27 protein-coding genes are annotated in these 24,970 nt (G+C 69.2%); 10 read left to right on the plus strand and 17 right to left on the minus strand.

What is annotated here, in order from left to right; translation table 11 throughout:
* Window positions 1-56: 56 nt before the first annotated feature.
* On the minus strand, window positions 57-1,163 hold the full coding sequence (locus C9I47_RS12145) for a WD40/YVTN/BNR-like repeat-containing protein (RefSeq protein ID WP_111266974.1): 1,107 nt from the start codon (window positions 1,161-1,163) through the stop codon (window positions 57-59).
* Between the two features lie 87 nt (window positions 1,164-1,250).
* Window positions 1,251-1,559, minus strand: coding sequence for a MoaD/ThiS family protein (locus C9I47_RS12150; RefSeq protein WP_111266975.1), 309 nt, complete (start codon window positions 1,557-1,559; stop codon window positions 1,251-1,253).
* Window positions 1,560-1,729: 170 nt separating this feature from the next.
* Between C9I47_RS12150 and C9I47_RS12155 the strand changes: the two genes are divergently transcribed.
* The 4 genes from C9I47_RS12155 to C9I47_RS12170 are packed head-to-tail and all read left to right on the plus strand — an operon-like array spanning window position 1,730 to window position 4,462.
* Window positions 1,730-2,152, plus strand: a complete 423-nt coding sequence (locus tag C9I47_RS12155; RefSeq protein WP_111266976.1) for a YciI family protein — start codon at window positions 1,730-1,732, stop codon at window positions 2,150-2,152.
* A gap of 52 nt (window positions 2,153-2,204) precedes the next feature.
* Entirely contained in the window at window positions 2,205-2,648 is a 444-nt protein-coding gene (locus C9I47_RS12160; RefSeq protein ID WP_111266977.1) for a VOC family protein, read from the plus strand.
* Window positions 2,649-2,698: 50 nt separating this feature from the next.
* Window positions 2,699-3,118: a VOC family protein gene (locus C9I47_RS12165; protein WP_111266978.1), complete on the plus strand. Its 420-nt coding sequence runs from the start codon at window positions 2,699-2,701 to the stop codon at window positions 3,116-3,118.
* Between the two features lie 45 nt (window positions 3,119-3,163).
* Complete coding sequence (locus C9I47_RS12170) at window positions 3,164-4,462, plus strand: RNA polymerase sigma factor (RefSeq protein ID WP_111266979.1); 1,299 nt, start codon at window positions 3,164-3,166, stop codon at window positions 4,460-4,462.
* 35 nt (window positions 4,463-4,497) lie between these two features.
* On the opposite strand, the gene C9I47_RS12175 is transcribed toward C9I47_RS12170, so the two are convergent.
* Entirely contained in the window at window positions 4,498-6,381 is a 1,884-nt protein-coding gene (locus C9I47_RS12175; RefSeq protein ID WP_190238501.1) for a DUF3857 domain-containing protein, read from the minus strand.
* 232 nt (window positions 6,382-6,613) lie between these two features.
* Here C9I47_RS12175 and C9I47_RS12180 point away from each other — a divergent pair, with 232 nt between their 5' ends.
* On the plus strand, window positions 6,614-7,327 hold the full coding sequence (locus tag C9I47_RS12180) for a pseudouridine synthase (RefSeq protein WP_111266981.1): 714 nt from the start codon (window positions 6,614-6,616) through the stop codon (window positions 7,325-7,327).
* 49 nt (window positions 7,328-7,376) lie between these two features.
* Here the strand turns inward: C9I47_RS12180 and C9I47_RS12185 are convergent, their stop codons facing one another.
* The 5 genes from C9I47_RS12185 to C9I47_RS12205 all read right to left on the minus strand — a co-directional run bounded on the left by C9I47_RS12185 (window position 7,377) and on the right by C9I47_RS12205 (window position 11,147).
* On the minus strand, window positions 7,377-7,757 hold the full coding sequence (locus tag C9I47_RS12185) for a SpoIIAA family protein (protein WP_111266982.1): 381 nt from the start codon (window positions 7,755-7,757) through the stop codon (window positions 7,377-7,379).
* Window positions 7,758-7,824: 67 nt separating this feature from the next.
* Window positions 7,825-8,343 (minus strand): DUF1697 domain-containing protein, encoded by a 519-nt coding sequence (locus C9I47_RS12190; protein WP_111266983.1) that lies wholly within the window; start codon window positions 8,341-8,343, stop codon window positions 7,825-7,827.
* 94 nt (window positions 8,344-8,437) lie between these two features.
* The gene (locus tag C9I47_RS12195; protein ID WP_145985510.1) at window positions 8,438-9,250 is read right to left on the minus strand and encodes a hypothetical protein; all 813 of its coding nucleotides are present in this window, start codon (window positions 9,248-9,250) and stop codon (window positions 8,438-8,440) included.
* 72 nt (window positions 9,251-9,322) lie between these two features.
* Window positions 9,323-10,429, minus strand: a complete 1,107-nt coding sequence (locus C9I47_RS12200; protein WP_111266985.1) for a DUF1615 domain-containing protein — start codon at window positions 10,427-10,429, stop codon at window positions 9,323-9,325.
* Between the two features lie 43 nt (window positions 10,430-10,472).
* Window positions 10,473-11,147, minus strand: a complete 675-nt coding sequence (locus C9I47_RS12205; protein ID WP_111266986.1) for a GNAT family N-acetyltransferase — start codon at window positions 11,145-11,147, stop codon at window positions 10,473-10,475.
* Window positions 11,148-11,240: 93 nt separating this feature from the next.
* Here C9I47_RS12205 and C9I47_RS12210 point away from each other — a divergent pair, with 93 nt between their 5' ends.
* The 3 genes from C9I47_RS12210 (at window position 11,241) to C9I47_RS12220 (ending at window position 12,731) form a co-directional block, all read left to right on the plus strand.
* A complete protein-coding gene (locus C9I47_RS12210) occupies window positions 11,241-11,498 on the plus strand; it encodes a GIY-YIG nuclease family protein (protein ID WP_111266987.1) in 258 nt (85 codons plus the stop codon).
* Window positions 11,499-11,565: 67 nt separating this feature from the next.
* Window positions 11,566-11,994 carry a thioredoxin family protein gene (locus C9I47_RS12215; RefSeq protein WP_111266988.1) on the plus strand — a complete coding sequence of 143 codons (429 nt, stop codon included), beginning with the start codon at window positions 11,566-11,568 and terminating at the stop codon, window positions 11,992-11,994.
* Window positions 11,994-12,731 carry a cytochrome c biogenesis CcdA family protein gene (locus C9I47_RS12220; protein ID WP_111266989.1) on the plus strand — a complete coding sequence of 246 codons (738 nt, stop codon included), beginning with the start codon at window positions 11,994-11,996 and terminating at the stop codon, window positions 12,729-12,731. The genes C9I47_RS12215 and C9I47_RS12220 overlap by 1 nt, the downstream gene beginning before the upstream one ends.
* A 64-nt stretch (window positions 12,732-12,795) precedes the next feature.
* On the opposite strand, the gene C9I47_RS12225 is transcribed toward C9I47_RS12220, so the two are convergent.
* The 6 genes from C9I47_RS12225 to hutU form a co-directional block, all read right to left on the minus strand.
* Entirely contained in the window at window positions 12,796-14,772 is a 1,977-nt protein-coding gene (locus C9I47_RS12225) for an LTA synthase family protein (protein WP_145985511.1), read from the minus strand.
* Window positions 14,773-14,952: 180 nt separating this feature from the next.
* Complete coding sequence (locus C9I47_RS12230; RefSeq protein WP_223250122.1) at window positions 14,953-16,401, minus strand: MATE family efflux transporter; 1,449 nt, start codon at window positions 16,399-16,401, stop codon at window positions 14,953-14,955.
* A gap of 329 nt (window positions 16,402-16,730) precedes the next feature.
* Window positions 16,731-17,072 carry a zinc ribbon domain-containing protein YjdM gene (locus tag C9I47_RS12235; protein WP_111266992.1) on the minus strand — a complete coding sequence of 114 codons (342 nt, stop codon included), beginning with the start codon at window positions 17,070-17,072 and terminating at the stop codon, window positions 16,731-16,733.
* Between the two features lie 117 nt (window positions 17,073-17,189).
* On the minus strand, window positions 17,190-18,623 hold the full coding sequence (locus C9I47_RS12240; RefSeq protein ID WP_111266993.1) for a DUF2867 domain-containing protein: 1,434 nt from the start codon (window positions 18,621-18,623) through the stop codon (window positions 17,190-17,192).
* A 26-nt stretch (window positions 18,624-18,649) separates the two neighbouring features.
* Window positions 18,650-18,994, minus strand: coding sequence for a metalloregulator ArsR/SmtB family transcription factor (locus tag C9I47_RS12245; RefSeq protein WP_111266994.1), 345 nt, complete (start codon window positions 18,992-18,994; stop codon window positions 18,650-18,652).
* A 138-nt stretch (window positions 18,995-19,132) separates the two neighbouring features.
* A complete protein-coding gene (gene hutU, locus C9I47_RS12250) occupies window positions 19,133-20,809 on the minus strand; it encodes a urocanate hydratase (protein ID WP_111266995.1) in 1,677 nt (558 codons plus the stop codon).
* 161 nt (window positions 20,810-20,970) lie between these two features.
* Here hutU and C9I47_RS12255 point away from each other — a divergent pair, with 161 nt between their 5' ends.
* Window positions 20,971-21,561 carry a TetR/AcrR family transcriptional regulator gene (locus tag C9I47_RS12255; protein ID WP_111266996.1) on the plus strand — a complete coding sequence of 197 codons (591 nt, stop codon included), beginning with the start codon at window positions 20,971-20,973 and terminating at the stop codon, window positions 21,559-21,561.
* A 21-nt stretch (window positions 21,562-21,582) separates the two neighbouring features.
* On the opposite strand, the gene C9I47_RS12260 is transcribed toward C9I47_RS12255, so the two are convergent.
* The 3 genes from C9I47_RS12260 to C9I47_RS12270 form a co-directional block, all read right to left on the minus strand.
* On the minus strand, window positions 21,583-21,960 hold the full coding sequence (locus C9I47_RS12260; protein WP_111266997.1) for a hypothetical protein: 378 nt from the start codon (window positions 21,958-21,960) through the stop codon (window positions 21,583-21,585).
* A gap of 450 nt (window positions 21,961-22,410) precedes the next feature.
* Entirely contained in the window at window positions 22,411-22,755 is a 345-nt protein-coding gene (locus tag C9I47_RS12265) for a hypothetical protein (RefSeq protein ID WP_111266998.1), read from the minus strand.
* A gap of 106 nt (window positions 22,756-22,861) precedes the next feature.
* Window positions 22,862-23,431, minus strand: a complete 570-nt coding sequence (locus tag C9I47_RS12270) for a YybH family protein (RefSeq protein WP_111266999.1) — start codon at window positions 23,429-23,431, stop codon at window positions 22,862-22,864.
* Window positions 23,432-23,600: 169 nt separating this feature from the next.
* Here C9I47_RS12270 and C9I47_RS12275 point away from each other — a divergent pair, with 169 nt between their 5' ends.
* Window positions 23,601-24,884 carry an alkaline phosphatase family protein gene (locus tag C9I47_RS12275; protein ID WP_111267000.1) on the plus strand — a complete coding sequence of 428 codons (1,284 nt, stop codon included), beginning with the start codon at window positions 23,601-23,603 and terminating at the stop codon, window positions 24,882-24,884.
* The last annotated feature ends 86 nt before the right edge of the window (window positions 24,885-24,970 follow it).

Genomic DNA, 24,970 nt, shown 5'->3' on the forward strand with positions numbered 1-24,970 from the left:
AAAGGCCGCCTGGAGTTCAACGCGGGGTGAACACTCCCGCCCCGCGTGGCGCTCGATCAGGCGACCAGCTCGACCGCGTGCACCGGCGGCAGCCGCGCCGCCAGCGGCGTCCAGCGATCGCCCTGGTCGTCGCTGGTCCAGACTCCGCCGGTGGTGCTGCCGAACGCCAGCCGGTCGCCGCCGGCGTCGATCGCCAGCGCATGCCGATAGACCAGGTCGTAGGCCGGCACCGTCGGCAGCCCGTCGTCGAGGACCTGGAACGAGCGTCCGCCGTCGCGGGTACGCGCGACCACCAGACGGCCGTCGACCGGATAGCGGCGCTCATCCTTCACCGCCGGCACGAACCACGCGGTATCCGGGTCGCGCGGGTGCACCGCGACCGCGAAACCGAACACCGACGGTGCCACGTTGGCCACCTCCTGCCAGTCGCCGCCCCCGCCGGTGCTGCGGAACACGCCGTTGTGATGCTGCGCCCACAGGCAGTCCGGCGCCGCCCGGCACTGCACCATCCGGTGCACGTCCTGGACGCCGGGTTCGTTGCGTTGCTCCGGCGGCATGTACTCGGCGAACATGCCCTGCGCGATCTGCCGCCAGCCGTCGCCGCCGTCGTCGCTCTGCCAGACGCCGCCGGTGGACACCGCGACGCGCAGGCAGCGCGGGTCGCGCGGATCGACGCATATCGAATGGATGCCCGGCCAGTCGTAACCGCCGCCGAACCAGTCGCCGCGTCCGGGGTATTGCCACAGCGACTCGACCAGTTGCCAGCTGCGCGCGCCGTCGTCGGAACGGAACAGGCCACCGGGAATCGTGCCCGCCCACAGCCTGCCCGGCTCGTCCGCGCCACCGGGGACCAGCGACCACAGCAGCTTGAGCGTCGCCGGGGTCGGCGCCTTGCCGTCGCCGGTATGCGCCATCTGGCCCTCGGCGTAGGCCGGTACCGCGAGCTCTTCCCAGCTGCGTCCGCGGTCGCTGGAGCGATGCAGCTTGGTGCCGAAATGCCCCAGATCCAGCACCGCGTACCAGCTGCCGTCACGCGGATCGGCGGCGGTCAGGGTGACGTTGTCGCCAAGAAACGCGGTGCGTGCGATCCGCCATGGCGCCTCGACGCCGCGCTCGAGGACGAAAAGGCCCTTGCGGGTGGAAACCAGCAGCGTGTCGGACATCTCGATCTCCCGAAACTGAATCTCGCAGAAACATGCGCGGAAACGGTGTCGCCCCGACGGACCCGGCCGACCGCGGACGGCCGCCGCTCATCCGCCCGACAGGGCCTGCATGACATGGACGTCGGAGTGCTCGCCGACCTCGTGGTCCAGTCGCTTGCCATGGACGACGACGCCGTCGACGAACACGGCGACGTGATGACGGACCGCCCCCTGCTCGTCGAGCACATAGCCGCGCAGGCGGGGGTGGTGCTCGAACACCCCGTCCAGCACGGCGCCCACGGTGCGGCCCTCGGCCTCGAGCACGACCTCGCCGCCGGCGGCATCGCCGGAATGCGGGGACGAGGCCTCCGGCGCCAGCCAGCGCGCCAGTGCCGATGCGAGTACGACCCGGGCCATCGCCCATCCGATACCAGCAACCGTGTTAGCGCGGAGTGACCGTGGCGCCGCAGCCGCCGAAAATTTTTTTTCGTCGCGCGTGTCGATCCGCCCGGATCCCGCTCGTCGTGTTCACGAGAGCGGGGCAAGAGCGTCCCGCGGAACCCACAGGTTTCACAGGGAGAACCGCCATGCGCGTCGTCGTCATCGTCAAGGCCACCGCCGAATCCGAAGCCGGGATCATGCCCAGCGAACAGCTGCTCGCCGACATGGGCCGCTTCAACGAGGAGCTGGTCAAGGCCGGAATCATGCTCGCCGGCGAGGGCCTGCACCCGTCCTCTCGCGGCGCCCGGGTCACCTTCGACGGCAAGGACCGCACCGTCACCGACGGCCCGTTCGCCGAGACCAAGGAACTGATCGCCGGCTTCTGGCTGTGGCAGGTGCGTTCGATGGACGAGGCGATCGAATGGGTCAAGCGCTGCCCCAACCCGATGCCCGGCACCTCGGACATCGAGATCCGTCCGGTATTCGAGGCCGACGACTTCGGCGAGGAGTTCACCCCCGAACTGCGCGCCCGGGACGAGCGCCTGCGCGAGCAGCTGGCCGGCAACTGACCCGCCCCCGATCCGGACACCGCGACACCCCACCCACCACTGGAGCCATCCGATGCAATTCATTCCCTACATGTGCGATTTCAACGGCAAGTGCCGCGAGGCCTTCGACTTCTACGCCCAGGCGCTGGGCGGCGAGGTGGTCGGCCGGATGACCTACGGCGAGTCGCCGATGTGCGACCAGATGCCGCCCGACTCCAAGGACCTGGTCATGCACAGCTGCCTGATGGTGGGCGAGGCGACGATCATGGGCGCGGACGGTCCGCCGCCGGAGAACGCCGGCACCGACAGCACCACGATCAACGTCACCGTCGACACTCCGGAGGAGGCCGAGCGGGTATGGGCGGCGATGACCGACGGTGGCGAGATCAAGATGCCGCTGCAGGAGACCTTCTGGGCGCTGCGCTGGGGCATGCTCGTCGACCGCTACGGCAAGCCGTGGATGATCAACTGCCTGCGTCCCAGCGAGGACTGTCCGACCCCGGGCAAGGCCGCCTGAGTCCAGAACCGTTCCTTCCCTCACCCATCGCACGATCAAGGAAAGCCATCATGAGCACCGCCACCACCCACAGGCAGATCTTCGTCAACCTGCCGGTCAAGGACCTGGACCGCTCGGTCGGGTTCTTCACCGAGCTGGGCTACCGCTTCAACCCAGCCTTCACCGACGAGAATGCAACCTGCATGATCCTCGGCGAGAACCTGTTCGTGATGCTGCTGGTCGAGAAGTACTTCGCCAGCTTCGTGACCAAGCCGGTCGCCGATGCGAGCGCCAGCACCGGGTCGCTGATCGCGCTGCCGGTCGACAGCCGCGAGGCGGTCGACGCGATCGTCGCCCGCGCGGTCGCCGCCGGCGGCCAGGCCCCGCGCGAAGCGGTCGACCACGGCTTCATGTACCAGCATGGCTTCGAGGACCTCGACGGCCATGTCTGGGAGGTGCTGCACATGGCCGGCGAGCCGCCGCAGGAGTAAACCGGCACTTGCGCGTCGCCGGCCCGGGTGCTGACATCCCGCGACATGAGCACTCATGACAGCAGCGACGCTTCGATCAACCGCCGCATCGACGCGATCTGGCGGATGGAGTCGGCACGGGTGATCGCGACCCTGGCACGGATGCTGCGCGACGTGGGCCTGGCCGAGGACCTGGCCCAGGACGCGCTGGTCGCGGCCCTGGAGAAATGGCCGGTCGACGGCATTCCCGACAACCCCGGCGCCTGGCTGACCACCACGGCCAGGCGCCGGGCGATCGACCGCATCCGCCACGGCCAGATGGCCGAACTCAAGCACCTGCAGATCGCCCACGAGCTGGAGCACGAGCTGGAGGAACGGCACGACGCCGAGCAGGCCAGCCTCGACGACCCCATCGGCGACGACCTGCTGCGCCTGGTGTTCGTCGCCTGCCACCCGGTGCTGTCGCGCGAGGCGAGGGTCGCACTGACCCTGCGCCTGCTTGGCGGCCTGACCACCGCCGAGATCGCGCGCGCCTTCCTCGCCGCCGAGCCCACCATCGCCCAGCGCATCGTCCGCGCCAAGCGCAATCTCAACGAGGCCGAGGTGGCGTTCGAGGTCCCGCGCGGCAAGGAACTGGCCGAGCGCCTGGCCTCGGTGCTGGAGGTGATCTACCTGATCTTCAACGAGGGCTATTCGGCCACCGCCGGCGACGACCTGATCCGGCCGGCGCTGTGCGAGGAAGCGCTGAGACTGGGACGGATCCTGGCCGGGCTGATGCCGGCCGAGGACGAGGTCCACGGCCTGGTCGCGCTGATGGAGATACAGGCCTCGCGCAGCCATGCCCGCATCGATGCCGACGGCGAACCGATACTGCTGCTGGAACAGGACCGCTCGCGCTGGGACCGGCTGCTGATCCGGCGCGGACTGGCCGCGCTGGATCAGTCCGAGCGGATCGCGACGGCGCGCAACATCGAACCCGGCCCGTACGCGCTGCAGGCCGCGATCGCCGCGTGCCACGCCCGCGCCCTGGCCGCCGGGGACACCGACTGGGCGGCGATATCCGCGCTGTACGCGCAACTGGCCCGGCTCGCGCCATCGCCGGTGGTCGAGCTCAACCGCGCGGTCGCGATCGCGATGCATGCCGGTCCCGCGGCCGGCCTCGACCATGCCGACACCCTGGTCGGCGAGCCTTCGCTCAAGCACTACCACCTGCTGCCAACCGTGCGCGGCGACCTGTTGTTCCGCCTGGGCCGCCACGACGAGGCCCGCGACGAGTTCGAGCGCGCGGCCGAGATGACCCGCAACGCGCGCGAGCGCGCCCTGCTGCTGGCCCGTGCGGCGCAATGCGGGGACGACGGCGGCTGAGCCGGCATCCGGCATCGCCGCCGACGAGGTGCCGCCTACTCCTTCGCTCGCAGGTAGATGAGCTGCGAACGCAGCTCCGGCATGATCCTGCGCATCATCGCCGCATAGCCGGCGTTGTACTCCGGCGAGCACACCGGGCCGGGGGTGCGGTCGTTCAACAGCCGGTGCACCCGCACCGTGTTGCCCTCCTGACGATAGCTGGCGGTATAGCTGACGCCCTCGTACTCCAGCGACACGTCCTGCGGAAGCGCGACCACGCGCAGGCCGTCGGCGAACTCCAGCTCGTACTGCTCCTCGGACACCATGCCCGAGCAACCGCTCTCGCCGGGCGGATGCTCGTCGCTGCCCAGGTTGCCGGCGACCACGCCGCTGACCGGCGCGAAGCTGATGAACCATGGCTGGACCTGGATGCCGGCCGGTACCGGCAGCATCTTCTCGACGTCGAACTCGGCATCGATGCTGAACTGCTCCAGCAGCGGCTTCGGGTCGGGGAAGCTGACCTTGCCGGTGGCCTTAAGCGAAGCCTGCTGGAAGTAGCGCTTGACCAGCTGCTCGACATCGCTGGCCGGCATGTCGCGGAACTGGTCGCGCGCGGCCACCGCCAGACGGCCGCTCAGCTCCAGTCGCTGGCTTCCCGAGATCGAACCGTCCGGATCGACCCGCAGGCGCGTCACCAGCTTCTGTCCGTCCCCGCCGATGTCGTTCGCCGGTGTGCGCGCGTCGGCATGATGGCCTTCGACCAGCAACACCGGCTTGCCGGCGATGCTGGTCGGCAACGAGCCGAACGGCACGGTGGCCGCGGTCGAATCCAGGTACAGCTCCATGTCCGGGATGTAGGTGATGACGTGGTTCACGACCGAGGCCACCGGGATGTCCGGCAGCGAATAGGTGCCGCCGGCATTGATCAGCGCCTGGGTGCTGTGGATGCCGCGGGCGGTCAACAGCGCCTGCAGCAAGGTCGCGTGGTCCTTGCAGTCGCCCATGCGGTTGTCGAGCACCACGTCGAGATCACGCGGCACCACCGCGCCCAGTCCGATGCAGTTGCCGGCATAGGTGATGTTGCGCGACACCCATTCGTACAGACGCCTGGCGACATCGCGCGGCTCCCGCGCATCGCCGGCGATTTCGTCGGCCAGTTCACGGACGCGCGCGGTGGGCGCCGCCTTGGCATTGGCCGGCCCGCCATAGGCCTGCGCGATCTGCGCATAGCTGTCGAAGGTCGAAAACGCATAGCCGGGATAGCGCTCGACGTTGAAGACGCTGTCGCGCAAGGTCTCGCGTTCTACCGGCTCGCGGTTGCGCCAGTGCCAGCTGACCCGCTCGCGGTCGCCGGCACGCTTCACCTTCGGCTCCGGCATGTGCCAGCTCATGTGGCGCGCATCCAACTGTACGGGGGCGTCGATCGATACCGTCAGGTCGCCGTAGTAGGTCGCCGGGCTGAAGCTCTCGATCACCGAGAAATGGCCCGCGAACAACGGCGTGTTCGCGGTCAGCCGGTACGAGAACACCGTGGTGTCGCCGACCTCCAGCTCGGGAAACACCACGGTCAGGGTCGAGCGGTCCGAATACACCGGGGAATCGCCCTGCTGCCCGGAGCTGGCGCTGACCTGGTAGTTGCCCGGCGGCACCGCGATCCTGCGACCATCGGCCTTCAGGGTATAGGCCTCCAGCACCTCGGCTTTCTGGATGCTCGTGCTGTAGCCCACCGTCTCGTTCTTGGCGTATTCCAGCGCCTGTTCCCTAAGCACCCGGGTCGCGGTTTCGCGCGACTCGGTATAGCTGCCGTCGTCATTGACGACATAGTGGATGTTCTCGTACTCGATCTGCAGCGGACGGTCGCCGCCCTCGTCGGCGCGTACGCCGAATGCGGCCAGTACCGCCACCGCGAACACCCCTGTCTTCCATCGTTCCAGATTCACGAATCCGCATCCTCCATTCCCTTGCACCGATCCATGCCCGCATCCGGCGGCGCCGGCCGCGTGGCGGCTGAGCGCATCCTACACCGGCGGGCCCGTGCCCCAGTCCGATGCCGCCGCTACGGATGAACGCCGCCCCACGCGCAGCGCCCGGCCAGATGCGGGATTCCGCCGGCTGTGACAGGATTCGCGCCCACCTGCCGCATTCCGGGGCGGGACCATCCAGCTCCCGCCCATGCGCCTGAACAAGTTCATCAGTGATACCGGCTACTGCTCCCGCCGCGAGGCCGACCGCCTGATCGCCGCCGGCCGCGTCAGCGTCAATGGACATCGGGCGCGGATCGGCGCCGAGCTGGCCGAGGGCGACGCCGTCCAGATCGACGGCGAGACGCTGCGCGCGCAGAACGCCGCCAGGGGCCGGCGGCGCCACACCTACATCGCGCTGAACAAGCCGATCGGGATCACCTGCACGACCGAATCCTCGGTCAAGGGCAACATCGTCGACTTCGTCGGCCACGAACGGCGGATATTCCCGATCGGCCGCCTGGACAAGGATTCCGAAGGCCTGATCCTGCTCACCAGCAACGGCGACATCGTCAACGAGATCCTGCGCGCCGAGAACAAGCTGGAGAAGGAATATCTGGTCGCGGTGAACCACCCGGTCAACGACGAGTTCCTGCGCGGCATGAGCCGCGGGGTACCGGTGCACGGCCAGACCACCCTGCCGTGCCGGACCACCAAGCTGGGACGCTTCGGTTTCCGCATCACCCTGGTGCAGGGGCTCAACCGGCAGATCCGGCTGATGGCCGCGCACTTCGGTTACCGGGTCAAGCAACTGGTGCGGGTGCGGATCGGCAACGTCAAGCTGGCCCACCTCAAGCCCGGCCAGTGGCGCAACCTCACCGACGCCGAGCTGCAGGGCCTGCTGCCGCAGCGCAAGGAGTGGTGACGCATCCGCTCCGGGCCGATGCGCGAACCCGCATCGCCACCGGATCCGCCTAGCCTGGCGCGAGCGGCTGCTCGACCCAGAGCATCGCCTCGCCGCGCTGATCGGGCTCGAAGGTCCGCAGGTCGATGTTCGGCACCAGTTTGCCGATGAAGGCCGACACCTTGGCCAGCCAGTGGCGCTCGGTCACCACCGCGGCGCGCGCGAAGCGGCTGTACTCGCCGAACTTGCTGATCCCATAGCGCACATCCTTGCCCATCGCTTCCGCGCTCATGCCGGTCATGCCGGTCAGGTCGGTGAAGACGGCGATGCGCGGATGCGACGACAGCCGGGCCTCGATCTCGGCGACGCAGGCATCGTAGTCCTCGCCGCTCAGGGTGCCGGTGAAATGGAAGGCCGCCACGTGCGGGGCGGATTGCAGGATCTCGATCATGGCCTGGTCTCCATGCAGGATGACTCCACGCGGGAGGACACGCCCTCCATCCTGCCCTGCGCGGCGTTCAACCGGCGTCAACCCCGGCCATCCGCACCAACCTGGCGATGGTATTCATGTTCCGGGCGGTGCCGGAAGCACTGGCCGGGACTTTCAACTTCGAGTCCGCCATGCCGCTGCCGTAGTCGATATAGATCTCGCGCCGCCCCAGCGCCAACCGTTCGTCCCGTTGCCCGCCGACGCTCATCAGCGCATCGGCCGGCGGCGCCGCATCGAGGAACACCGCCACCACCCGGTTCGGCGCCGCGTCCGGAAACGGATTGTCCTCCAGCACCCCGGCCAGCTCCCGCGCGGTGCGCACCATCACCCCGACAGGCCTGCCCATGTACGTTTCCAGCGCCCGCTCCAGCGTCGCCTTGACCCGATCCGGGGGCAGCGTGCTGCGCAGCACGACATTGCCGCTGGCGATGTAGGTCCGCACGTCGCTGAAACCGGCCTCGACGCAGAGCGCCCGCAGGTCGGCCATCGGCAATTTTCCGGTGCCGCCGACATTGACCGCGCGCAACAGGCAGATACAGGTGTTCATCGATGCTCCTGGTGTCCGGGGCCGAAGCCCCGCCGGACCGCTTCGCCTTGTTTCCAACGGTTCGCTCGCCCGCCACCCGAACCGCTCGGGTCGCTCAAGCTTCCTTCTTGAGCGACTCCCGCACGATCGGCTGGGGACGGTATTCGAAGCGGATTTCGCGCATGCCCTCGTCGACCTCGGGATTCCACGGCTCCGCGCTGTCGCAGCCGACCAGGTGCCTGTGCCCGGAATCGTCGACCGCGGTCCGGCTCAGCATGTCGGAGGGCAGCTGATCGACGGTCCAGCATCCGCCCGAACTGGTGATGAGGGTGCGCGAGGCCACCTCCGACATCAGCCGCTTCAACGACGCCTCCGCCTGGCTCGCCGACATCACGTCGGCCTCGGCGCTCAGTCGCCCCTTCACGTAGTAGAGCCGGTCCAGCAACAGCAGGTAGGCCGAATGATAGGTCGTGCCGGATGCCTCGAACCGCAACGACGCCGAGTACGCCGGCAGGCCGCCTTCCGGCAGGCTGTAGGCGCTCAGCCCGTCGACATGCGTTTCGCCGCCGTCCTCACTCCTTGACCGGTCGATCGAATCGAGTTCGGAACGGACCACCCGCCGCGGCTCCTCCGCATTCAGGACCCCGGCCGGATAGAAATAGACGTCGAGCCATTTGCGGCTCTCGTCGGTCGGCATGTAGCGCACCGATACGCCGGTGGCCTGATCCTCGTAGCGGTGCTCGTTCTGCGCCTTCCAGCCCCGCAGCTCGGTCGGATACACCACCCGCGACTCGCGCAGGAATCCGCCAAGAAACGCCGTCGATTCCTCTGCCGGCGGCTCCGAAGCCAACGCCCCGCCTCCCAGGCCGATGGCCATCGCCCCTACCAGCCCCGTCACACCCGCCACCTTCCGCCATGCCCTGGCCATGCGTTCTCCCCGTTCCCTGTCGCACACGCGTTCGTCGTGCAGCCAATCTAACCGATGACGGCGTCGACCTCATCAGCGCGCCATGCACTGCCTCCAGCGATTGGCGACCCGGTTCGCGAACCAGGCGGTGGTCAGGTCGCGGGTGATCTTCGGACTCTCCAGCTTGATCCCCGGCAGCACCGCCCGCGGCAGCGCGCGGCCCTCGGCGCGCTCGGCGAGGGCGAACACCTCGCGGTAGAGCGCGGTGTCCTCGAAGTCGAGCCGGTCGCCACGCTCCAGCGCGCGCCGGATGGCACCGTCGTCGACACCCAGCTGCGGCTTCAAGCTGCGCACCGCGCGCTCGGTGCCGCCCGGCTCGTCCAGCGGCGCGCCGGGGCGCAGCAGGTCGCCGTCCAGCGCCAGCGGCAGTCCGGTCGCGGCGGCGACCGCGGCCTGGAAGGCGGCATTGCGACTGGCGTACCAGCCGGCGTTGAAATCGGCGAAGCGGTACAGCGGTTCGGAATAGCGGGCCGGGTATCCGAGCAGGTGGGCGATACCGAAGTACATGCCGCCGCGGCGGCTGAACACCTCGTGGCGGATCGAGGTCGGCACCGGGTACGGATAGTCGTCGGCGTGGGACTCGGCAAACGCGATGCTGACCTGCATCGGCCCGCCGGTGCGCACCGGATTGAAGCCGTCGAACAACTTCCCGCCCATCGGCACGCGGCCGGTGAAGTCCTCGAAGATCGCGCTGAGTTCCTGCTCGGTGCTCACCGCGGCGATACGCTCGGCGTAGCTGCGGCCGTCGGTCGACTTCACCTTCAACGCCGCATCGACGAGGAAACCGGGGACGTGCACGGCGGCGGCGCGGCGCTCGATCTCCTCGCGGGCGATGCGTGCCAGTCCCGGCACCGGCGGGTTGGCCTGGAAGGTCGATTCCTGCTGGGTCACCGCCAGCGCGGCGCACAGGTTGCTGCTGCTGGGCTCGATGCCCTGCGCGGTGAACGCGACCTGGATGTCGGCGGCCCAGCCTTCGCGATCCGGGGTGCCGGCCGGCATCCGCCTGACGATCTCGGCACGGATCTCGGCCGGGCTGCGGTACGGGGCCCGGCTGTCGGGGCCGCTCGCGCAACCGGCCAGCAACAGCGCGGCCAGGATGACCAGGAGGGCGGAACGTAGATTCGATCGGGCGATTCGCATCGGCGGTACTCGTGCGCAACGGCGCCCAGACTAGCAGGACCGTTCAGCCGGTCCGCCGTGCCTCGCGCAGCGGTATGTCGGCACGGAAGCGGAAGCCCATGTGCTCGTACAGCGCCTTGGCGCGCGCGTTCTGATGACTGACATGCAGGAACGGCAGCGCCTGCGAGGCGAGGATGTCGTTGGCCAGGTGCGCCATCAACCGGCGCGCGAGGCCACGGCCGAGGAAGGCCGGATCGGTGCAGATCGCACTCAGCTCGCGATGGCCGGGAAATCCCATCCGCTCGCCGATGATGGCGGCCAGCCGGCCGCCGATGCGAATGCCGAAATAGCGCCCCATCTCCACCGTGCGCGGACGGAAATAGTGCGGGTAGACCCGCGCGATCAGATCCAGCACGTCGGCGGTATCGGCATCGCCCAGCGCCGTGATCGCGGGTCCGTCGGGCATCTGCAGCGGCCGCTCGCAGACCATCTGCGCGATCGCCACCGCCTCCCCGGCCTGCCAGTGCGACGGCAGTTGCGGCGAGGGGCCGACGAACAACACGTTCTCGCCGGGCTCGACCACCGCGTCGAGCGCCGCCGCATCGGCGTCCGGGGTCTCGACGGCGACGAAGGGCGCGACCTGCGGCGGATACGAGGCGGCGGCTCCCGAGCGTCTGGCGAACCCGGCATGCAGGGAAGCCAGCGAGGCCCACACTGGATTGTCGAGCGAAAGCGACATCGGCGCTCCTGTCTGGCGCGACGCGGACGGAGCCCAAGTCTGCCGCAGCACGGCGACGACGGTAAGGGGCACCGGCATCGCTACACTGGCCCGATGCCCTCCTGGTTCGTGTATCTGCTGGAATGCCGCGGCGGCCGGATCTATACCGGCATCGCCACCGACGTCGAGCGCCGCTACGCCGAACATCTCGCCGGCAAGGGCGCGCGCTTTACCCGCGCGTGGCCGCCGGAACGCGTGCTGGCCCGCTTCCGCTACCCGGACCGCGCCGCCGCCAGCCGCGCCGAGCACGCGATCAAGAAACTGTCGCCGGCGCGCAAGCGGGCGCTTTGCCTGCAGGCCGAGCCGCCCTAGACGACGCGGCGTAACCTTGGCCGCCGCACATGCGAACAGGAACCGTACCTATCTACGGACTCCCGTCATGCCACGTCTGTTCACCCCCCGCTCGTTGTCCCTCACCGCCGGCGCCCTGCTGCTCGCCCTGGCCACGGCGTTCGCCGCCTTCTCCGCCGGCGCCGACGACCGCGCCGACTTCCTGCCCTACAGCGCCGCGCGCCTGGCCGCCTTGCAGGCCGAGGGTCGCCCGGTACTGGTCGACGTGCACGCCGACTGGTGCCCGACCTGCCGGCGCCAGGGGCCGATCCTGGCCAGGCTGCTGGCCGAGCCCGAACTGGCCGGCTATGCCGCGCTCAAGCTCGACTGGGACGACCAGCGCGATGCCGCGCGCGAACTCGGGGCGCCACGCCAGAGCACGCTGTTCGTGTTCAAGGACGGCAACAAGCTGGGCATGTCGGTCGCCGAGACCGACGAGGCCCGACTGCGCGGCTTCCTGCGGCAAGGCGTGAAGTAATGGCGCCGGAGGCGCTGGGCCTGGCCACGCTCGGCCTGGCCGCCCTGGCCGGGCTGCTGACCACGCTGTCCCCCTGCGTGCTGCCGATCCTGCCGATGGTCGCGGCCTCGGCCGGCGGTCGCAGCCGCTGGGGCCTGGTCGCGCTGGCGGCGGGCATGGCGGCCTCGTTCACCCTGATCGGCGTCGTGGTGACTGGAAGTGGCCACCTGCTCGGCATCGACGGACAGGCCCTGCGTACCGGGGCCGGCGTGCTGATGACGCTGTTCGGGCTGGTGCTGCTGGTACCGGCACTGCAACGTCTGGGCGAACGCGCCACCGCCTCGGTCGGCAACGCCGGCGGCCGCGCGCTGGGCCGCATCCGCAGCGACCACCCGGTCGCTCAGCTCGGCGTCGGCGCCCTGCTCGGCGCCGCCTGGAGCCCCTGCGTCGGCCCGACCCTGGGCACCGCCATCGCGCTGGCGGCCAGCGGCCAGAGCCCCGCGCATTCGGCCACGGTGATGGCGGTGTTCAGCGTCGCCGCGGTGCTGCCGCTGATCGCCGCCGGCCTGTTCTCGCGCGGCCTGCTGGAGCGTCACCGCGAACGCCTGCTGGTCGCCGGCCAGCTCGGCCGCAAGCTGATGGGCTGGAGCCTGCTGTCGATCGGCGCCCTGGTGCTGACCGGCCTGGACAAAGTGCTCGAAGCCGCCCTGCTCGACCTGATGCCGGTCTGGCTGATCGACCTCACCACCCGTTTCTGAGCGTCGCTTGCGGACATCGCCTCCGAACGCCGTCGGGATCGAGCCAGCCAAGCCGCGGGCGGCGTCAATGCGACGATGCCCCCACTCCTGCCGCCCGCTCTGCCGCGACGGCCGAGGGCGACGGTTCGAATATCCGGTTCTCGCGCTCGGCCTGATAGAACCTGCGCACGACATTCACTCCACAGTGGAACGAGGCGCGGTCCTTTTCCGGCACCTCGTCCATGCCAAACACACCCTGCGCAGTGGTCAGAAAATAGTTCGAACCCAGTGCGGTGACACTGCTCGCCAGGTTGCGAGGCTGGAACAGCGAAGTTCCCAGAAAACTGTCCGTGCGGGGCTGCACGCCGATCAGCTCCAGCACGGTCGGCGTCAGGTCCAGCGAATTCCTGCCGTGCGCATCCATCCGTGCGGGAAGCTCGGAGCCGGGGGCACGCACCAGCAACGGGATCCTGTCCACGAAGACCGGCTTGAGCCCTTCGCCCGCGACCTCGCGATATGCCGGTTCGGGATAGGTGGCGTGGTCGCTGGTGAAGACAAGGAGGGTGTTGTCCCGATAGGGGCTGCGCTCGAAGTAGTCGAGGAATTCGCCCAGCGCGATGTCGAAATTGAGGAACTTGTCGAGCACCGGACTGTCGTGCCCGTCGAACACCTGCTCGCCTTCGGCGCGGCGCAGGAACGCGTGGGTGCCGATGTTGTAGGTCGCCAGGAACAAGGGCTTGTCCGTACCGGCTGCCTGCCGGGATTTCAGCAGCGACACCAGGCCGCGGAACAGGCTCACATCGTCCAGCGCTCCGGTGCCCGCCCGCTCGCGGGAACGGCCGCCAAGCAGTTCGCCGGTCGTCGACTCGGACGAATGGACGCGATCGAATCCCAACGACTTGAGCATGCCGATGATCGGACGGTTCTGCTTGTGAGGCGCCAGGAAATGACTCTCGTAACCGTAGTCGCCCAGCACTCGAGGAAGCGTCTGCCGGTGGATTCGACTGAGCGCGCCGTCCGCGCCCGACTTGACCCAGCCCCCGGCACCGCCGCCGCCGGCATGGGAGTAGCCCGACGACAGCTGGCCAATCAGTCCCCGGAACGTCGCGGCCGTGTGGTTGTAGTAGTTGTCGACACGCATCGACTCCCTACTGAGCCTGTCGATGTTCGGCGTGAGTCCCGGGTAGCGGCCGCCATACGCGCCGATCATTCGCGCCGACATGCCTTCGGCGAAGATCACGATGACATTGGGCCGCGACGGCGCATCGCCCTGATCCGCGCCCCGGCCTGCCTGCGAGCCCGCATGCCTCTGAAACGGATACGGCGCGCCCTCCCCGTTTCCGGGAAAGGTGTAGCACTCGGAAACGGAGACCGGCTCACTCACTCCGGCGGCCACGACGGCCTCATCCGAGCGGCTGGCGCGGTAAAGGCTGGAGACCAGATTGACCAGTGGCGCCTGCCTGAAACCCGGTTCCATCCGCTGGTTCTTGTCCTGCAAGGTCACCAGATAGAGGAACAACACGACCGATACGCCCAGGGCGAGCCTGAACACTCCGGGGCGCCAGCTCTCGGACATTGCGCGCGTGAAACTCCGCGGAACCGACACCGCCACAGCGGTTCCGACCGAGAACAGCCCGGCCCATACGATCGCGCCCACCACACCCAGCTTGAGTTGCGGGGACTGCACGAAGGCGGCTGAATCGGCGTTCTGGAGTGCCAGGACGCTGACGAAATTGTTGGATATCCGGATCGAATAGATCTGCGCCAGATAGACGATCGCGACGGCCACGGCGACCAGCCCGGACCCCAGCACCCATGGCCAGCGGCGCTCACGCCCGAGCGCCATCCTCGAAAAGCCGGCACACACCAGGCCCAGCATCGACAATTCGATCGCCGGAACGATCAACCTTGCCACGATCCGTCCTGGCTCGGCCCGGTTCCAGATATCCGGGATCAGAAACAGCACGGCAAGATAGGCCAGGTACAGCGCGACCAGGAAAGCGAGGCGATGGAAACGGGTGACGATGACACCATCCATCCGTGGAAATCGAATCGAACTCATCTGCTCCGGAAATTTGCCCAGATCACATGTGCTGCCGGGGCCGAGCCGCATCCGCGACGAACGGCCCGCAGCGACCGTCCCGGATGGACGGTCCCGCCGGACGAAGTGCTACGACTCCGGCGGCACAGGGCGGAGCATACGCCAAAGCGTCACATGATTGACTCCAATCTGTAACCCAACCTAAACCACGGATGTTTTCCAGCGCCCGCGCGAGAACAGCCACAGGGTGAACAGGCCGACCGCGGTCTCGGAGATGAACACCGCCCAGAACACGCCCGAATGCTGCCAGTCGAGGTTGATCGCCAGCAGGTAGGACAGCGGAATCTGGATCAGCCAGAAGAACACCACGTTGATCCAGGTCGGGGTGGCAGTGTCGCCGGCGCCGTTGAACGCCTGCACCGCCACCATCCACCAGCCGTAGACGAAGTACGAGTACGACAGGATCCGCAGCCACTCGGCACCGATCGCGATCACCGCCGGGTCGTCGGTGAACAGGGCGACGATCTGGTCGTGGAAGAAGAAGAACAGCACCGACACCGCCAGCGTGAACGCCATGTTGTACCAGCCGATCTGCCACACCGCGGCCTCGGCCCGGCCCGGCTCGTCGGCGCCGAGGTTCTGCCCGACCAGGGTCGCGGCGGCGTTGGACATGCCCCAGGCCGGCATCAACGTGAACATCATGATCCGGATCGTGATCGTCGCCCCCGCGACCGCCTCGCTGCCCAGGGTCGCGATGATCCGCAGCATGAAGATCCACGACGTGGTCGCCACGATCATCTGGCCGATGCCGCCCAGCGAGGTGCGCACGATGTTGAGCATGGTCGCGCCGCGCACGACCAGCTGCGAGGCGGCGACCCGGATGTGGCGTCCGCCGCGGAACAGCAGCCACAACTGCATCGCCACGCCGACGCCGCGTCCGATGTTGGTGGCGATCGCCGCGCCCTCCACCCCCATCGCCGGGATCGGGCCGAGTCCGAAGATCAGGATCGGATCGAGGACGATGTTCAGTCCGTTGGCCACCCACAGCACCCGCATCGCGATCGCCGCGTCGCCGGCGCCGCGGAAGATCGCGTTGATCACGAACAGCAGCAGGATCACCGCGTTGCCGCCGAGCATCCACTGCATGTAGCCGACGCCGTGCTCAAGCGTCCATGCGTCGGCCCCCATCAGTTGCAACAGTTCGCGCGCGTAGACGATGCCCGCGACCGTGAACGGCACCGAGGCCAGCAGCGCGACCAGGATCGCCTGCACCGCGGTCACCGCCGCTTCTCCGGGCTTGTGTTCGCCGATGCGCCGGGCGACCACCGCGGTCACCGCCATCGACAGCCCCATCGCGATCGAATACAGCAGGAACAGGTAGCTCTCGGTCAGGCCGACCGTCGCCACCGCCGACGGCCCGAGCTTGCCGACGAAGAAGATGTCCGCGACCGCGAACGTCGATTCCAGCACCAGCTCCAGCACCATCGGCACCGCCAGCAGGAATACCGCACGGCGCAGCGGGATCTTGGTGTAGTCCGCGCCGGTGCCGCGGACCGCGTCGCGCAGCTCGCTCCAAAGCGACGGCTCGGGAGCCGGAAGGCTCGCTTCCGCGGCGCCGGAGCGCGCAACGGACGTCTCTTGATCGTTCATTGATGACATGTGTTGTGTATCCAGTGGTCGGGGCAGCGACGGACACGCGGGGGCGGCCGTGGCTGCGTATCGATACGACGGGTGGCGTGAGCCGAAATCGACAACGCGGACACGCTGCCGGCATCGCAGCACGGCGGCGTCTCAGTTGGCGATACAGCGGACGGCAGCCGTCGTCGACGGTGAGGTGTACGGGGTTGCGGAGATGCGGCGCACGCAGCGGAACGGCCGCACGGCGCGATCGGAACGGCCGGACGCGGCGCCTCGCGGGGCCGGCGACCGGCTTCGAACGCACGGAGGAAAGGGATGTCCGGGGCAACGGCCCCGCGGACCTAGGCTTTCCTGACGAATTCCGACTTCAGCTTCATGGCACCGATCCCGTCTATCTTGCAGTCGATGTTGTGGTCGCCGTCGACCAGGCGGATGTTCCTGACCTTGGTGCCGACCTTCACGACCGAGGAAGAACCCTTGACCTTCAGGTCCTTGATCACGATCACCGCGTCGCCGTCGCTGAGGGGGTTGCCGTTCGCATCGACGACGGCGCTTTCCGCCTCGGCCGACTCGGCGGCCTCGCCCTTGACCCGCTCATGCCCGCACTCGGGGCAGACGACCAAGTTGCCATCCTCGTAGGTGTACTCGCAGCCGCACTGGCTGCAGGGGTCGAGGTTGGACATCGGAACGATCCGGAACGAGGCAGCGGCGTATTGTGCCGCAAATCCGACGCCAGCGGGACATCTGCGGCCGCGATGCAGCCGTATCGGCAAATCGCGGCCGCGATCAGCCCGCCGTGTTCAGCCCGTCGCACAGCGCTCGATGCGGTCGCCCGGATCGGCCGCCAACGATCCCGCGTCGGCGGCCAGCAGCGCGTGCTCGACCGCCGAGCGCAGCATCGTCGGAGAAACGTGGCGCCGATGCACGTAGGCGATCATCGCCATGTAGAAACGGCCGAACAGGTTGCGGGGCCTGACCCGGGTGCCGAGCCGGCAACGGATCGTCGCGTCGTCGCCCCGCTCGACGCTGACGCTGGAGCGGAACGACAGGTGCCGGTCGTCGGCCCCCAGCAGCACTTCGATGCGGTGCCCGCCGGCATCGCGACGCATGTCCAGGACCGGGAATCGACCGCCGAAACGGAGCTGCTCCGGCGCACCGGACAGCAGCGAAGACACCGGGCAGCCCAGTCGCGAGGTCCTCAGTCCCAACGGCTTCACCAACAGATTGCGGAACGCCATCAGCCCGGTGACGCTCGCGGCCTGGTTGTCGACGAAGCCCTGCAGCAGCAACGACATGATCCGCGCCGTGTCGGCGTCCGCCATTGCGCCGGCCGGCAGCCGCAGTTCGAACCAGTCCTGGTGCACGCCGGCCCCGTCCAGCACCCCGGCCAACAAGGTGTCGGCCGGCGGCGACGGATACGCGAGGACCCGGTGGCGCTCGGGATTGCGCGCGGCAAACCCGATCGGCCGGCGCAGCGCGGACCAGCGCGCGCCGATCCTGCCCGCCAGCGAACGCGAACGCCGGCAGGCCCGTCCCGCCAGGCTGGCGGCGGGCGCCGTCAACGCCAGTGCGGTCACCGGCACCCGGCGCTCGGCGAGGGCGGCCTCGGCGCTCGCGGTCGGCGCCGCGGGCAGCAGTTCGGTCAGCGACGGAATGTCGCCGTTCCCGGCGCGGACCTGGCGCTCCAGTTCCGGGGACAACCCGCCGCCAAGCTCGTTGCTGTGGCACGACAACGCCATCAACGCCGGATGCCCGGACGCGAGCGGAACGAAGCGGTGCCAGGTGCCGCCACCGAAGCGGACGGTGAACATCGCGTCCGGCGGCACGTCGACGCACTCCAGCGCCTGCACGAAGCCGTCCGGATCGGCCTCGATGCGCTCCTGCGAGGCGGTCGAGAAGCACAGCCGCGCGCCGCCGCTGCCGGCGACCGCGGTGAACATGCGATGGCCGGCATGGCGGTGGAACGGATGCCCGTTCTCGCCGACGACGAAGGAATACAGCGCGGTCGGGTCGCCGCGCGACAGGTCGGTGCCGCCAAGACGCGCCGACGGCTCGTCCAGCGCATCGACATGCCGCGGATGACGCGCCTGCATGGCGCTCACCGAGGCGATCAGCCGGTCGCCCTCGCCGATCGCCAGCTGTCCGATCAGGGTCACCTCGACCGGCAGTCCGCCGCTGCGGGAGGGCAGCGAGACCGACGGAAAGGTATCGATACGTCCCTGTGCGATGCCCATGCGCGATCTCCTCTCAGGCCTTCGAGTCACGCATCGGAAGCGCCGCCATCGGCGGGTCCACGCTTTGCCTGCGCGCGGGCGCGGCTCTCCCGCTTCAACGGTCGCGCGACCGGGCAGGCCTCGGTCATCCAGTCGAACAGCGTATTGGCCAGGCGTTCGCTCTGCTGGCGGAAGTAGACGAACTGGCCGCGCCGCTCGCGCACGATCAGGCCCGCCTCCTCCAGCACGCGCAGATGTCCGGACAGCGCCGGCTTGCTGAAATCGAAGCGCTCGCCGATCTCGCCCGCGGTCATCTCGCCTTCGCTGAGATAGGCGAGGATCTTGCGGCGCGGGACCGAGGCCAGGGCCTCGAAGACACGATCGACGGACATGATGACGACAACAGTTAATTAATTTATTAACTATTTACTCCGATTCCGGCGCGAGCGCAAGCCGCCCGGCCGACGGCGCACAAACGAAGACGGCCCGGAACATGCCGGGCCGTCCAGGAAACGCCGCGATGGCGGCGCTCAGGCCATCGGCAGCTGCAGCCCCTGCGCCTTCGCGCAGGCCTTGGCGATCTCGTAACCGGCATCGGCATGACGCATGACGCCGGTGCCCGGGTCGTTCCACAGCACCCGCGCAATGCGCTTGTCGGCGGCCTCGCTGCCGTCGCAGACGATCACCACGCCGCTGTGCTGGCTGTAGCCCATGCCGACGCCGCCGCCGTGATGCAGCGACACCCAGGTCGCGCCGCCGGCGACATTGAGCATCGCGTTGAGCAGCGGCCAGTCGGACACCGCGTCCGAACCGTCCATCATCGCCTCGGTCTCGCGGTTGGGGCTGGCGACGCTGCCGCTGTCGAGGTGATCGCGACCGATCACCACCGGCGCCTTCAACTCGCCGTTGCGGACCATCTCGTTGAACGCCAGACCCAGCTTGTGACGCAGGCCCAGGCCGACCCAGCAGATCCGTGCCGGCAGGCCCTGGAAGCTGATCCGCTCCCGCGCCATGTCCAGCCAGTTGTGCAGGTGGGCGTCGTCGGGGATCAGCTCCTTGACCTTGGCATCGGTCTTGTAGATGTCCTCCGGATCGCCCGACAGCGCGACCCAGCGGAACGGGCCGACGCCGCGGCAGAACAGCGGACGCACATAGGCCGGCACGAAACCGGGGAAGTCGAACGCGTTCTCGCAGCCCTCGTCCTTGGCCATCTGGCGGATGTTGTTGCCGTAGTCGAACACCGGGATGCCCATGTCCTCGAAATGCAGCATCGCCTCGACATGGACGCGCATCGACTTCTTGGCCGCGTCGCGCACGCGCACCGGGTCCTCCTTCTGCATCCGCTGCCACTGCTCGACGCTCCAGCCGACCGGCAGATAGCCGTGGACCGGGTCGTGCGCGCTGGTCTGGTCGGTGACCGCGTCCGGGCGCACGCCGCGCTCGACCATCCGCGGCAGGATCTCGGCGGCGTTGCCCAGCAGGGCGATCGACTTCGCTTCGCCGGCGGCGGTGTACTTCTCGATCCGCGCCAGCGCGTCGTCCAGGTCGCTGGCCTGCTCGTCGACGTAACGGGTGCGCAGGCGGAAGTCGATGCGGCTCTGCTGGCACTCGATGGTCAGACTGCAGGCGCCGGCCAGCGAGGCCGCCAGCGGTTGCGCGCCGCCCATTCCGCCCAATCCCGCGGTCAGGATCCACTTGCCCTTGAGGTCGCCTCCGTAGTGCTGGCGCCCCATCTCGACGAAGGTCTCGTAGGTGCCCTGCACGATGCCCTGGCTGCCGATGTAGATCCAGGACCCGGCGGTCATCTGGCCGTACATCATCAGGCCCTTGCGATCGAGCTCGTTGAAGTGCTCCCAGTTGGCCCAGGCCGGCACCAGGTTGGAGTTGGCGATCAGCACCCGCGGCGCATCCGGATGGGTCGGGAAGATGCCGACCGGCTTGCCCGACTGCACCAGCAGGGTCTGGTCGTCGTCGAGGTGCTTCAGCGACGCCAGGATCGCGTCGTAGCTGTCCCAGTCGCGCGCGGCGCGGCCGATGCCGCCGTAGACGACCAGGTCCTCGGGCCGCTCGGCGACTTCCGGATCGAGGTTGTTCTGGATCATCCGGAACGGCGCCTCGGTCAGCCACGACTTGCAGCTCAACTCGCTGCCGCGCGGGGCGCGGATCGTGCGTGAAGGATCGTGACGGTTGCGGGCGCTCTGGCTCATGACGGACTCCGGTGATGTGGCCGCGTGGGCGGACCTGCGATGGACGCCATTATCGCGCCGCGCCGCCGCGCCGGGCCGCCGCCGCCGCCGCGCACGCGCGCCTGGCGGCCGATTCGGGCGGAAAATCCGTCCATCGGCGCGGTTTTGTTTACGCTGTACGCATGCCCCGCCGTACCGACACCGCCGAACGCATCCTCGCCGCCGCCCGCCGGTTGTTCGAGCACGAGGGACCGGCCGGGGTGACGATGCGCCGGGTCGCCGCCGCGGCCGGACTGTCGCCGATGGCGATCTACCGGCACTTCGACAACCGCGAGGCGCTGCTGGCGCGGATCGGCGAGGACAGCTTCGAGGCGATCGCCGGCCACTGGTCGGCGCGCGCGCGCGGGCTCGACCCGCTGACCCGGCTGATCGCGGTGCATCGGCTCTATCTGGACTACGCCCTCGCCCACCCGCACCTGTTCGACCTGGCGTTCTCAACGCCGCGTCGCGATGCCCGGCGCTACCCGGAGGACTTCCATGCGCGCCGCTCGCCGACCCTGACCGTGGTCGCCGACGCGGTCGCCGACGCGATGAGCGCCGGCGCACTGCGCGAGGACGACATCTGGGACGTGACCATGACCCTGTGGGCGCATACCCACGGACTGGTCGCGCTGTACCGCAGCGGCCGCTTCAACTACGACGAGGCGGCCTTTCGCGACTTCTACGAGCAGTCGCTGCTGCGACTGTTCGACGGGCTGCGGCCCGCGAGCTGAGCCCAGGGGCTGCGAAACGCTCTAGTGACCGCGCTGCGACGGCCGCTGCGGCGTGCGGTCGCGGACATGGGTGCCAAGCTCGACCCCCGAACGCCGGGCCGCCTCGATCGACTGGTCGCGCGCATCGTCGGGCGCGCGAACCTGCTGGCCGATGCAGTTGCCCGGCCGCGCATCGCCACCGGCGCGGGCAACGCAATGGGCCTTGCCGGGCATGCCGCCGCGGGCGGGCGCATGCTCGGCCACCCGGGCCTCGTCGCCATGCCGCGCGCTGCTGTGCGGGTCGACCAGGTGCACGCCCGGCTCGTCGATGGTCTGGGCGTCGACGGCGGCGATGAAGCCGCACGACAGCAGCATCGACAATGCCCATCGCATCGGAACGAAGCGGCGATCGCGGCGCATGCGAAGGGCTGGACGGGAGAACGGCTGGGACTGATCCATGACGGGGGGCATCTGTTGAATGCGGGTCGCGCGCGGTCGCTGCTGACCCGGAGGCGGAAAGCCGTCGCTGCAACTCGGGCTCCGTGGATTCCAGTCCCTGGAAATGTGACGCGCCGCTCTGCAGGCGGGTTCGATGGCCGATAATGATAATCGAAACGACAGATTGGGCATAAGCCCTACCCGAAGCGCGTCAAACGGCGTTTGAATCCCGCTCGCGCCGCCAACGACGATCGACAGCCGATGCAAGCCGCCACGGCGGCATCGGGTACGGGTTCCGGAGCGGGCACCCGCGACCGGGGGAGGTCTCGGGGAAAGCCACGGGTGCGCCGCTCCGGCCGCATGCACGCCGTCCGCGCCGATGCGCCGATGCAGCGATGCCGCAACCGCGGCAGCCGGATGCCGGCCCGGGACTCAGCCGTCGTTGAGGCGGTTGTAGATCCGCGAGGACGCCTCGCCGACCTGCACCTGGGTTCCGGGCTCGTCGCGGCCGGTGGCCGCCTGGCGCTCGCGATCCAGAGCCTGACCGCGCGCGTTGCGGCAGGACTTCGAGCGGATGTTCGAGCCGGTCTCGCGCATGCAGCGCGCGCCAGTGCGAGGCCGGGCAGACTCGGCGGCGTCGGACTGGATCACCTCCGCGGCCGATGGCGGCCCCTCGGGCGGATCGGGTGCAACGGACTCCTGTCCGGCGGCCGCGAACGCTGCGGTGCCGAGCAGGCCGGCCAGACAGATGCCTGATGCCATGCGGATCTTCATCATCGGACTCCCTGGACTGCGGCATGTCGCCACTGTCCAGGCGATACGCGCCAGCGGCACGAACCGTCGCAGTCGCAGCCGCCGACCGCGGCCGGCGTCGCAGGACCGCTCAACCGCCGCGCGGGCAATCCTCGCGGCGGCCGGCATGGAAGGCCGCGACCTGTTCGTCGCTGGCCGGCTGCGGGGCGACGCCGTCGTCGAACAAGACCCGCCACTGGCCGTCGTCGTCGCGGTGCCAGACCGAATGGAAGGCACCGATCCGATGACGCACCGCGCCATCGGGGCCAACGCTCTCGTACAACGCGGGACCGCTGGAGGCGGCGACATCGTCCGCTCCGGCGATCGTGACCCGGGCCGGGTACCAGGACAGTTTCAGCGACTCGCCGGCAATGATGCCGGCCCAGGCATCGACGATGGCGTCTCGCCCGCGCAGCGGCGCGGCCTGGCCGCTGTTGAACGCGGCCTGCTCGCCGACGTGGGCGGCGAAGGCCGCGCCATCGTGCTCGGCCACGCTGCGCGCGAAGCCCAGCTCGCGCGCCCAGACCTCGCATTCGGCGTCGCTGTGGGTCGGCGCCGCGGCAGCCGGCGGACCGGCCGCGGCCGTCGTTCCCAGGCAGACGATGGTCACGCAGGCAATGGCCAGCGATCGCGGACGGGGTTTGCGGACGGGGATGCGCATCGCGGTTCTCCAATCGGCCAGGAGCGGCGGCGGGCGGGCAGCCCGCCGCGACCAATCGTCACTATCGGCACAGTGCAGCGCCACCGCCAGCACAGGAAGTCATGCCCCCGACGCATGACAGCGCGCCAGCCGCAAGCGCAACGCAACATGGCACCGTTACTATCTCCGGATGCGATGGATTCCCGACCTGGCGCAGACGACGCGCCACCGCCTGCTTCCCACCCTCCTCGTTCTTGCCGGCCTGACCCTCGGCGGCTGCGCGACGCGCAGCGAACCGGTCGCGCCGCCGGCCTCGTCGCCGGCACCGGTGCTGCTGATCTCGATCGACGGCTTCCGCGCCGACTACCTCGACCTGGGCATCACCCCGAACCTGCAACGCATCGTCGACCACGGGGTCCGCGCCGAGTGGATGAATCCGTCCTACCCGTCGCTGACCTTCCCCAACCACTACTCGATCGTCACCGGCCTGCGCCCGGACCACCACGGCATCGTCCACAACAGCATGGAGGATGCCGACCTGGGTCTGTTCCGGCTGAGCATGCGCGAGGCGGTCGGCGAAGGCCGCTGGTGGGGCGGCGAGCCGATCTGGGTCGGCGCGCACAAGGCCGGCCTGGCGAACGCGACCCTGTTCTGGCCTGGCAGCGAGGCGCCGGTCCAGGACGTGCGTCCGGATCGCTGGACGCCGTTCGACGCCGACCTGCCATACCGCAAACGGGTCGACACCGTGCTGGGGTGGTTGTCCGAGCCGGCGGCGACGCGGCCGCGGGTCGCGACCCTGTACTTCGAGCGCGTCGACAAGGCCGGCCACGACCACGGCCCGGACTCGCCGGAAACGCGCGCGGCGATCCGCGAGGCCGACACCGCGATCGGACGCCTGCTCGACGGCCTGCAGGCGCGCGGCCTGCTCGAAGCGGTCAACCTGATCGTGGTGTCCGACCACGGCATGGCGCCGACCGCGCCGGAGCGGACGATCGCGGTCGAGGACATGGTGTCGATGGCGGACGGCAAGGTGGTCTCCTACGGCCAGTCGGTGGGCATCGAACCCGCCCCGGAGCGCGCTGCCGCGATCGAAACCAGGCTGGTCGGCCGTCACGACCACTACCAGTGCTGGCGCAAGCAGGACCTGCCGGCGCGCTGGCACTACGGCCGTCATCCGCGGGTCCCCTCGATCATCTGCCAGATGGACGAGGGCTGGGACGCGATTCCGGCCGAGTACATGGAACGCCGGCGCGCCGCCGGCGCCCGCGGCTCGCACGGCTACGACCCGGCGCTGCCGTCGATGCGCGCCCTGTTCGTCGCGCGCGGACCGGCGTTCCGCGCCGGCGCGACCCTGCCGGCGTTCGACAACGTCGATGTCTACCCGCTGCTGGCGCATCTGATCGGCATCGAGCCGGCCGCGAACGATGGCGACATCGCCCCGCTGTTGCCGGCACTGGTGTCGCCGGCCCCCTGAGGAAGGTCTGGACGAATCCATCCCGGATTCGTTCAGGCGTCGCAAGGTCAAGCCAGGCTCCACCTTGCTCCCGCTGGATCAAGCAC

The sequence above is a fragment of the Marilutibacter maris genome (assembly GCF_003233695.1).
GTDB classification, from domain to species: Bacteria; Pseudomonadota; Gammaproteobacteria; order Xanthomonadales; family Xanthomonadaceae; genus Marilutibacter; species Marilutibacter maris.